The organism is Saccharomonospora iraqiensis subsp. iraqiensis (assembly GCF_000430445.1).
Lineage (GTDB): Bacteria > Actinomycetota > Actinomycetes > Mycobacteriales > Pseudonocardiaceae > Saccharomonospora > Saccharomonospora iraqiensis.
In genome coordinates, this window is sequence record NZ_KE387066.1 from 19,084 (window position 1) to 28,838 (window position 9,755).

Consider the following 9,755-nt stretch of genomic DNA (forward strand, 5'->3'; position numbering starts at 1 on the left):
GCGGGGCCCGTCCCGGGCCGGCACGGCGGCACCGGGGACTGAGCGCCGGGGCCGGTCGCGGGTGGACGGAGGTTTCACCCGCTCCGACTACACTGCGGGCATGGCCCGAGCGAGCCTGGACAAGGATCCGAACGACGTCGCGGCGATGTTCGACGACGTCGCCCAGAACTACGACCGCGCCAACTCGGTCATGACCTTCGGCTTCGACCGGCGGTGGCGCATCGCCACCGCGCAGGCCCTCGAGGCGGGCCCCGGCGAGCGGGTGCTCGACCTCGCCGCGGGGACCGGCGTCTCCACCGAGGAGTACGCCCGGGACGGGGCGTGGTGCGTGGCCGCGGACTTCTCGCTCGGCATGCTGCGCGGCGGCGCGCACCGGGGGGTGCCGAGGGTGGCCGCCGACGCGCTCCGGCTCCCGTTCGCCGACGGGAGCTTCGACGCCGCCACGGTGAGTTTCGGCGTCCGCAACTTCGTCGACACCCGGGCCGCGCTCACCGAGATCGCCCGGGTGGTGCGGCCGGGGGGACGGCTGGTGATCTGCGAGGTGTCCACCCCGACCTTCGCCCCGATCCGGTTCCTGCACCGCACCGTGCTGCTGCGGGTGCTGACCTGGCTCGGGCGGCGGGTGTCGTCCAACCCCGAGGCCTATTCGTACCTGGCCGAATCCATGCTGAACTGGCCGGACCAACGCCGGTTCGGCCGGATCATCGCCGAGTCCGGGTGGGTCGGGGTCGAGTGGCTGAACCTGACGTTCGGCGTCGTGGCCATCCACCGCGCACGCAAGCCCGACGCCGACTCGTAGACTCGCGCGCATGACTCAGGACGCCGAGGTCATCGTCGTCGGTGCGGGCCCCGCCGGATCGACCGCGGCCACCCACCTCGCCCGCGCGGGCGTGGACGTGCTGCTGCTGGAGAAGAGCGCGTTCCCCCGGGACAAGGTCTGCGGGGACGGCCTCACCCCGCGCGGGGTGAAACAGCTCATCGACCTCGGCATCGACACCTCCCCCGACGCGGGCTGGGTGCACAACCGCGGGCTGCGCATCCGCACCGCCGAGCTGACGCTCGAACTCGACTGGCCGGAGCTGACCGACTTCCCGCCCTACGGGGTGGCCCGCACGCGGCACGACTTCGACGACGTCCTCGCCTCGACGGCGGTCAAGGCGGGGGCGCGGCTGACCGAGCGCACCACCGTCACCGGCGCGATCACCGACGAGCGCACCGGGCGCGTGGTCGGGGTGCGGGCCAAGCAGGGGCCGGACAAGGAACCGGTCTCCTACCGCGCGCCGTTGGTGCTGGCCTGCGACGGGGTGTCGGCACGGCTGGCGTTGTCGGTGGGCATCGAGAAGGACGACCGCCGCCCGATGGGGGTGGCGGTGCGCCGCTATTACCGCAGCCCCCGGCACGACGACCCCTACATCGAGGGGCACCTCGAACTGTGGGACCGCCGGGATCCGGCCGAACCGAAGCTGCTGCCCGGCTACGGCTGGGCGTTCCCGCTCGGGGACGGGACCGTGAACGTGGGGCTGGGGATGCTGTCCACCTCGGCCGCCTTCCGCAACACCAACTACCGCGAGCTGCTGCGGTCGTGGCTCGACTCGACCCCCGAGGAGTGGGGCTACCGCGAGGAGAACGCCGTCGGCCGGATCGGTGGCGCCGGGCTGCCGATGGGCTTCAACCGCACCCCGCACTACCGCGACGGACTGCTGCTGGTCGGTGACGCCGGCGGCATGGTCAGCCCGTTCAACGGGGAGGGCATCGCCGCCGCGATGGAGTCGGCCAGTCTGGCCGCCGAGCACGTCGTGCAGGCACTGGCCCGGCCGGAGGGGCCGTCCCGGGAGCGCGCGCTGCGCGGCTACCCGCGTGCCGTCGCCGACCTGATGGGCGGCTACTACCAGCTCGGCAACCAGTTCGCCCGCGCCATCGGCAAGCCCCGGATCATGCGGCTGGCCACGAAGTACGGCCTCCGGATCAGGCCGTTGATCCCGCTGGTGTTCAAGGGCATGTCCGGCTGCTACGACGCCCGCGGCGGCGACGCCGTCGACCGCCTGGTGACGGCCCTGTCCAAGGCAGCCCCCACCCCCCGCTGACCCCACCCCACCCCGCGAGTCGCCACCCCAGCCCCGCGAGTCGCCGCCCCAGGCCGGCGAGTTGCCGCCCTGGACCGGCGAGTTGCCGCTCCGGGCCGGCGAGTTGCCGCTCCGGGCCGGCGAGTCGACGCTCCAGGACGGAGAGTGGGACCGGCGCGCGGTCGTCGGGCATGCACGCCCCCGCAGGCCTGAAATGTCGACTCGCGGACACACTGTGGCGACTCGCAGGCCTGAGATGTCGACTCGCGGGCACACGGCGGCGACTCGCGGGCACACGGCGGCGACTCGTGGGCATGGGGTGTCGACTCGCGTGCATGGGGCGGCGACTCGCGGACCTGGAGTGTCGACTCGGCGGGGTGGGGGTGGTCGGGAGGCCAGTGGGAAACCTCACAGTACGCCTGTACTTTTACGGCGGTCCGACGTCCGCGCGGGGGCGTCGGCGCAGGTCTGGGCGGTGGGCGGACGCCGGGCGCCTGTCGCCGGGAGGGCGTCGACGGGTGGGTGGCGCGAGATCGGGACCGTGGGGGCTAGCGACAAGTTGTGAGTCGCGTCCTACACTGCACCCATGTTTTGTGAATGGCTTCACAACCGCGTCCGCGGGTTTGTGAACTCTTTCACAAGCGAGCTCGGTTGCGTCGTGCGTGACAGAGGTGGTTGAGCACACAAGGTAAGGCGGCCCTTACTCACCCGGGTGTGGTGCAGGTCCCTTAGGGTCGCGCCCAACCGATTACTCAGATCACGTCCGTTACGCAGTGGCGCGGAAAGGATGGTGCCGCAGTGAACTCCTCGGTTTCCGCGGCAGGGGTACTGGCGCAGGGGAACGCGGATTCCGGCCTCGGTGTCTTCCTGCCACTGGTCCTGCTGTTCGGGTTGGCGCTGGCGTTCGGCCTCTTCTCGGTGCTGCTCGGACCGCTGCTCGGCCCCAGCCGCTACAACAGGGCGAAGACCTCCGCCTACGAGTGCGGCATCGAACCGTCGCCGCAGCCGGTGGTCGGCGCCGGCCGGATGCCGATCGCCTACTACGTCACGGCGATGCTGTTCATCCTCTTCGACATCGAGATGGTGTTCCTGTTCCCCTACGCCGTCGCGGCGGACTTCCTCGGGTTGTGGGGTGTGGTCGCCATCACGCTGTTCATCGCGACGTTCTTCATCGCCGACATCTACGTGTGGCGGCGCGGCGGGCTGGATTGGAACTGACGAAACCATGGGTCTCGAAGAGAAGCTCCCCAACGGAATCCTGCTGACGACGCTGGAGGGCGTGGTCAACTGGGCCCGGAAGAACTCCATGTGGCCCGCCACCTTCGGGTTGGCCTGCTGCGCCATCGAGATGATGACCACCGGCGGGTCCCGCTACGACCTCGCCCGGTTCGGGATGGAGCGCTTCAGCGCCACCCCGCGGCAGGCCGACCTCATGATCGTCGCCGGGCGGGTGACCCAGAAGATGGCGCCGGTCCTGCGCCAGATCTACGACCAGATGGCCGAGCCGCGCTGGGTGCTCTCGATGGGCGTGTGCGCCTCGTCCGGCGGGATGTTCAACAACTACGCCGTCGTGCAGGGCGTCGACCACATCGTGCCGGTGGACATGTACCTGCCGGGCTGCCCGCCCCGGCCGGAGATGCTGCTCGACGCGATCCTCAAGCTGCACGCCAAGGTGCAGGACGAGCCGATGGGCCCGCGCCGCGCCGCGCTGCGGGCGGAGAGCGGACAGCAGACGGAGATCATCCCGTCGTCGATCAAGTACGCGAAGAAGTGATGGGCATGGCTGACGACGAGACCGCACCCTCCCCGGGCGGGGAACGGTCCAGCGCCGAGCGCGCGGAGCCGGACCTGCGGCCGGAGGGCACCCAGCCCGCCGCCCCCGCCGAGCCGGTGGTCGCGGGCCGGGAACGGCACGGCATGTTCGGTGTCTCCGGAACCGGGGACACCTCCGGGTACGGCGGTCTGCGGTTGCCCGCCTACTCGCCCCCGCCCGCCGAACGGCCCTACGGCGGGTGGTTCGACGAGTTCGCCGACGAGTTCTTCGCCGCGCTCGCCGACAACGGCATCCCGGCGGAGTCGATCCTCCAGGTCACCGTCGACCGCGGGGAGATCACCTTCTACGTGTCGCGCGAGCACCTGGTCGCGATCTGCCGCACCCTGCGGGACGACTCCGGGCTCCGCTTCGAACTGTGCAGCTCGGTGTCCGGTGTGGACTACGGCGAGGACGTGCCGCAACGGCTGCACTCGGTGTACCACCTGACGTCGATGACGTTCCGCCGCCGCATCCGGCTGGAGGTCACCCTCGACATCGACGACCCGCACGTGCCGTCGATCGTCGAGGTCTACCCGACGGCCGACTGGCACGAGCGGGAGGCCTACGACATGTTCGGCATCGTCTACGACGGACACCCGGCGCTGACCCGGATCCTCATGCCGGACGACTGGGACGGCCACCCGCAGCGCAAGGACTACCCGCTGGGCGGAATCCCGGTGGAGTACAAGGGCGCGGAGATCCCGCCGCCCGACACGCGGAGGTCCTACTCATGACCACGAGCGACCGCATCGCCGAGACCAGCACGGGCACCGACACCACGGCCGAGGGCGCCGACAGCGCCCGGTACGCCGACCACCGGGAGACCACCGAGGGCCGCGTCTACACGGTCAGCGGCGGTGACTGGGACGACGTGCTCACCGACGCCACCGAGTCGGAGCGCATGGTCATCAACATGGGCCCGCAGCACCCGTCCACGCACGGGGTGCTCCGGCTCGTGCTGGAGATGGAGGGTGAGACCGTCACCCAGCTCCGGTCGGTCATCGGCTACCTGCACACCGGCATCGAGAAGAACACCGAGTACCGCACCTGGACCCAGGGCGTCACCTTCGTGACGCGCATGGACTACCTCGCGCCGCTGTCCAACGAGATGGCCTACTGCCTCGGGGTGGAGAAGCTGCTCGGCATCGAGGTGCCGCGCCGCGCGCAGCTGCTGCGGGTGCTGCTGCTGGAGCTCAACCGGCTGGCCTCGCACTTCGTCTACATCGCCACCGGCGGCATGGAGCTGGGCGCCACCACGGCGATGACCCTGGGCTTCCGGGAGCGCGAGGAGGTCCTGCACCTGCTCGAACACCTCACCGGCCTGCGGATGAACCACGCGTTCATCCGGCCCGGCGGCCTCGCCCAGGACATGCCGGACGACTGGGTCGAGCAGGTCGAGGCGTTCTGCAAGGTCATGGACGAGCGGCTGCCGCTGTACGACAAGCTGTTCACCGGCCAGCCGATCTGGCGCAACCGGCTCAAGGGCGTGGGCTACCTGCCGGTGGACGCCTGCCTCTCGCTCGGTGTCACCGGCCCGGTGCTGCGTTCGGCGGGGCTGGCCTGGGACCTGCGCAAGGTGGAGCCGTACTCCTGCTACGACGAGTTCGACTTCGAGGTACCCACCTCCACCGAGGCGGACTGCTGGGCGCGCTACCTGCTGCGGGTGGAGGAGATGCACCAGTCGCTGCGCATCATCCGGCAGGTACTGGACAAGATCGAGCCCGGCCCGGTGATGGTCGAGGACAAGAAGATCGCCTGGCCCGCGCAGCTGTCCATCTCCTCCGACGGTCTCGGCAACTCGCTGGAGCACGTCCGCAAGATCATGGGCCAGTCGATGGAGTCCCTGATCCACCACTTCAAGCTGGTCACCGAGGGCTTCCGGGTGCCGCCGGGCCAGGTGTACGTGCCGGTGGAGTCGCCGCGTGGGGAGATGGGCTACCACCTCGTCTCCGACGGCGGGACGCGGCCGCTGCGCGTGCACGTCCGGGAGCCCAGCTTCGTCAACCTCCAGGCGATGCCCGCGATGGCCGAGGGCGGCCTGGTCGCCGATGTCATCGCGGCCATCGCCTCGATCGACCCGGTGATGGGGGGAGTGGACCGATGACCGAGTCTTCCGAGACACCGCGCAGCGGGCCGCAGCAGGCCGAGCGGACCCACGCCGCCGCGTCCGACGACGTCGACGTGCTGGCGATCTCACCGGTGCGCGCGGACGGGATGCTCAGCGAGGACACCCCCGCCGACCCGTTCGGCCCGGAGACCGAACAGCGGGCGCGGGAGCTGGCCGGGCGGTACCCCGAGTCCCGGTCGGCGCTGCTGCCGATGCTGCACCTGGTGCAGTCGGTGCAGGGGTACGTCTCCCAGGAGGGGGTGGCCTTCTGCGCCCGGCAGTTGAACCTGTCCGAGGCCGAGGTCAGCGCCGTGGTCACGTTCTACACGATGTACAAGCGCAGGCCGTGCGGGCAGCACCTGGTCAGCGTCTGCACCAACACGTTGTGCGCGGCGCTCGGCGGGGACGCGATCTACCGGCGGCTGGCCGAGCATCTCGGGGACGACGGCGAGCCGCTCGGCCACGAGCAGACGGCGGGCGAGCCGGGGGAGCCGGGCTCGGTCACCCTCGAACACGCCGAGTGCCTCGCGGCCTGCGACTTCGCCCCGGTGCTGCAGGTGAACTACGAGTACTTCGACAACCAGACGCCGGACACGGCGGTCGAGCTCGTCGACGCCCTGCGTGCCGGGGAGAAACCGCAGCCGACGCGGGGCGCTCCGCTGTCCGACTTCAAGTCGGTCGAGCGCCAGCTCGCCGGGTTCTTCCCCGACGACGAGAACGTCTTCCGCTCCGATGTGGACGGACCGTCGCAGGCGGTGGAGACGGTACGGGGCGCCCAGCTCGCGGCGGACCGGGGCTGGACGGCCCCGATGATGCCGGATGAGGCGCCCCTGCCGGAAACGGAGGCGAAATGAGCGAGCATGTCATCCGTGCTCATCGAGCCGACCGGGTGCGGGTGTCCCGCAGGACACAGGAGGCGAAATGAGTGCCGATCCGCTGACGCCGGTGTTGACGAAGCGGTGGCTCTCGCCGCAGTCCTGGCGGCTGGCGACCTACGAGAAGCTCGAGGGCTACACCGCCGTGCGCAAGGCCCTGGCCGGTACGCCCGAGCAGATCGTGCAGCTGATCAAGGACGCGGGTCTGCGCGGCCGCGGCGGCGCGGGCTTCCCCGCGGGCGTGAAGTGGTCGTTCATGCCGCCCAATGAGGACAAGCCGCACTATCTCGTCATCAACGCGGACGAGGGTGAGCCGGGCACCTGCAAGGACATCCCGCTGATGATGGCCGACCCGCACTCGCTGATCGAGGGCTGCATCATCGCCTCGTACGCGATGCGGGCGCACCGGTGCTTCATCTACGTCCGCGGCGAGGCCCTGCACCCGATGCGCAGGCTGCAGGCCGCGGTGCGGGAGGCCTACGACGCGGGGTATCTGGGCACCGACATCCTCGGCTCCGGGTTCGACCTGGACATCGTCGTGCACGCCGGTGCGGGCGCCTACATCTGCGGCGAGGAGACGGCGCTGCTCGACTCGCTGGAGGGCAGGCGCGGACAGCCCCGGCTGAAGCCGCCGTTCCCGGCCGCGTCCGGCCTCTACGCGAAGCCGACCACGGTGAACAACGTGGAGACCATCGCCACCGTGCCCTACATCGTCAGCGGCGGGGTGGACTGGTTCCGCACGATGGGCTCGGAGAAGTCGCCCGGCCCGAAGATCTACTCGATCTCCGGGCACGTCGAGCGGCCCGGCCAGTACGAGGCCCCGCTGGGCACGACGCTGCGGGAGCTGCTCGACCTGGCGGGCGGGATGAAGGACGGCATCCCGCTGAAGTTCTGGACACCCGGCGGGTCGTCGACCCCGCTGTTCACCGCCGAGCACCTGGACGTGCCGCTGGACTTCGAGGGCGCGGCCGAGGCCGGCTCGATGCTCGGCACCACGGCCGTGCAGGTGTTCAACGAGACCGTCTCGGTGCCCTGGGCGGTGATGAAGTGGACGCAGTTCTACGAGCACGAGTCCTGCGGCAAGTGCACCCCGTGCCGGGAGGGCACCTTCTGGCTGGCCAAGGTGCTGGAGCGGATGGTCGACGGGCACGGCACCGAGGAGGACATCGACACGCTGCTCGACGTGTGCGACAACATCCTCGGCCGGGCGTTCTGCGCCCTCGGTGACGGCGCCGTCAGCCCGATCACCAGCGGCATCAAGTACTTCCGGGACGAGTTCCTCGCACTGTGTGAGAGCAACCGGGCGTCCTCGCCCGAACTGGTGGGAGCATCATGACCATCGCACCCGAGACGTCCTCGGACACGCCCGTTCCCGAGGGCCACGTCAAGCTCACCATCGACGGTGAGGAGGTCGTCGCCCCCAAGGGCGAGCTGCTGATCCGCACCGCCGAACGGATGGGCACCGTGATCCCGCGGTTCTGCGACCACCCGCTGCTCGACCCGGCGGGCGCGTGCCGGCAGTGCCTGGTCGAGGTCGAGATGAACGGGCGGCCGATGCCCAAGCCGCAGGCCTCCTGCACGATGACCGTGGCCGACGGCATGGTCGTGAAGACGCAGAAGACGTCGCCGGTGGCGGACAAGGCGCAGCAGGGCGTGATGGAGCTGCTGCTGATCAACCACCCGCTGGACTGCCCGATCTGCGACAAGGGCGGGGAGTGCCCGCTGCAGAACCAGGCGATGGCGCACGGGCGGCCGGAGTCCCGGTTCCGGGACCAGAAGCGGACGTTCCCGAAGCCGCTGCCGATCTCCACCGAGGTGCTGCTGGACCGTGAGCGGTGCGTGCTGTGCCAGCGCTGCACCCGCTTCTCCGCGCAGATCGCGGGCGATCCGTTCATCGACCTGCTGGAGCGTGGTGCGCACCAGCAGATCGGCACCTCCGAGACGGCGGATGTGTTCGACTCGGCCTCGCGCACCGGGGCGGGGACGCCGTTCCAGTCGTACTTCTCCGGCAACACCATCCAGATCTGCCCGGTGGGCGCGCTGACCAGCGCCCAGTACCGGTTCCGCTCGCGGCCGTTCGACCTGGTGTCCTCGCCGAGCGTGTGCGAGCACTGCTCGTCCGGCTGCGCGCAGCGCACCGACTTCCGGCGTGGCCGGGTGATGCGCAGGCTCGCGGGGGACGAGCCCGAGGTGAACGAGGAGTGGAACTGCGACAAGGGCCGCTTCGCGTTCCGCTACACCACCGCGGAGCACCGGATCCGCACGCCGCTGGTGCGCGACGCCGAGTCCGGCGAACTCCGGGAGGCGTCGTGGACGGAGGCGCTGCGGGTGGCCGCCGAGGGGCTGACAAAGGCCCGCGACGGCCGGGGCGTCGGCGTGCTGCCCGGCGGGCGACTGACCGTGGAGGACGCCTACGCCTACGGCAAGTTCGCCCGGATCGCGTTGCGCACCAACGACATCGACCACCGGGCGCGGGCGCACTCCGACGAGGAACTGGACTTCCTCGCCTCCCGGGTGGTGGGCACCGCGCCGGAGAACGGCGGGGTCACCTTCACCGACCTGGAGAACGCGCCGGCGGTGCTGTGCGTGGCGTTCGAGCCGGAGGAGGAATCGCCGCTGGTCTTCCTGCGGCTGCGCAAGGGCGCCCGGGACAACGGCGTCCGTGTCGTACACATCGGACAGTGGACGACGCCCGCCGTGGAACGCACCTTCGGTGAGCTGCTGGCGTGCCTGCCGGGTGCCGAGGCCGAGGCGGTGGACGGCCTGGCCGGGCACGCGCCCGATGTGGACGCGAAACTGCGCACCGAGGGTGCCGTGGTGCTGGTCGGGGAGCGCGCGGCCGAGGTGCCCGGCCTGTTCGGCGCACTGGACCGGCTGGCCGGGCGCACCGGGGCGCG

The 9,755-nt window shown here is 70.7% G+C and carries 9 protein-coding genes; all 9 read left to right on the top strand.

The genetic code is table 11. The annotated features are described in order from the left end of the window. Positions 1-100 precede the first annotated feature (100 nt). Positions 101-799, top strand: coding sequence for a demethylmenaquinone methyltransferase (locus ACTIR_RS0106395; protein ID WP_026453637.1), 699 nt, complete (start codon positions 101-103; stop codon positions 797-799). Positions 800-809: 10 nt separating this feature from the next. Continuing rightward, positions 810-2,084: a geranylgeranyl reductase family protein gene (locus ACTIR_RS0106400; RefSeq protein WP_026453638.1), complete on the top strand. Its 1,275-nt coding sequence runs from the start codon at positions 810-812 to the stop codon at positions 2,082-2,084. A 777-nt stretch (positions 2,085-2,861) separates the two neighbouring features. After that, complete coding sequence (locus ACTIR_RS0106405) at positions 2,862-3,281, top strand: NADH-quinone oxidoreductase subunit A (protein WP_007025202.1); 420 nt, start codon at positions 2,862-2,864, stop codon at positions 3,279-3,281. A 7-nt stretch (positions 3,282-3,288) separates the two neighbouring features. After that, positions 3,289-3,837 carry a NuoB/complex I 20 kDa subunit family protein gene (locus ACTIR_RS0106410; RefSeq protein ID WP_007025201.1) on the top strand — a complete coding sequence of 183 codons (549 nt, stop codon included), beginning with the start codon at positions 3,289-3,291 and terminating at the stop codon, positions 3,835-3,837. Next, positions 3,837-4,610, top strand: a complete 774-nt coding sequence (locus ACTIR_RS0106415; protein ID WP_026453639.1) for an NADH-quinone oxidoreductase subunit C — start codon at positions 3,837-3,839, stop codon at positions 4,608-4,610. The genes ACTIR_RS0106410 and ACTIR_RS0106415 overlap by 1 nt, the downstream gene beginning before the upstream one ends. Continuing rightward, the gene (locus ACTIR_RS0106420) at positions 4,607-5,980 is read left to right on the top strand and encodes an NADH-quinone oxidoreductase subunit D (protein ID WP_026453640.1); all 1,374 of its coding nucleotides are present in this window, start codon (positions 4,607-4,609) and stop codon (positions 5,978-5,980) included. The genes ACTIR_RS0106415 and ACTIR_RS0106420 overlap by 4 nt, the downstream gene beginning before the upstream one ends. Beyond that, a complete protein-coding gene (gene nuoE, locus ACTIR_RS0106425; protein ID WP_026453641.1) occupies positions 5,977-6,837 on the top strand; it encodes an NADH-quinone oxidoreductase subunit NuoE in 861 nt (286 codons plus the stop codon). The genes ACTIR_RS0106420 and nuoE overlap by 4 nt, the downstream gene beginning before the upstream one ends. Positions 6,838-6,904: 67 nt before the next feature. Then, the gene (gene nuoF, locus ACTIR_RS0106430) at positions 6,905-8,194 is read left to right on the top strand and encodes an NADH-quinone oxidoreductase subunit NuoF (protein ID WP_026453642.1); all 1,290 of its coding nucleotides are present in this window, start codon (positions 6,905-6,907) and stop codon (positions 8,192-8,194) included. Further along, positions 8,191-9,755, top strand: a 1,565-nt coding sequence (locus ACTIR_RS22030) for an NADH-quinone oxidoreductase subunit G (RefSeq protein ID WP_034238705.1), incomplete at its 3' end; no start/stop codon positions are given. The genes nuoF and ACTIR_RS22030, both read left to right, overlap by 4 nt.

Coding starts and splice junctions, on each gene's coding strand:
- ACTIR_RS0106400 (WP_026453638.1), top strand. CDS start 810: ATGACTCAGGACGCCGAGGTCATCGTCGTCGGTGCGGGCCCCGCCGGA.
- ACTIR_RS0106410 (WP_007025201.1), top strand. CDS start 3,289: ATGGGTCTCGAAGAGAAGCTCCCCAACGGAATCCTGCTGACGACGCTG.
- ACTIR_RS0106395 (WP_026453637.1), top strand. CDS start 101: ATGGCCCGAGCGAGCCTGGACAAGGATCCGAACGACGTCGCGGCGATG.
- nuoF (WP_026453642.1), top strand. CDS start 6,905: ATGAGTGCCGATCCGCTGACGCCGGTGTTGACGAAGCGGTGGCTCTCG.
- ACTIR_RS0106415 (WP_026453639.1), top strand. CDS start 3,837: ATGGGCATGGCTGACGACGAGACCGCACCCTCCCCGGGCGGGGAACGG.
- nuoE (WP_026453641.1), top strand. CDS start 5,977: ATGACCGAGTCTTCCGAGACACCGCGCAGCGGGCCGCAGCAGGCCGAG.
- ACTIR_RS0106420 (WP_026453640.1), top strand. CDS start 4,607: ATGACCACGAGCGACCGCATCGCCGAGACCAGCACGGGCACCGACACC.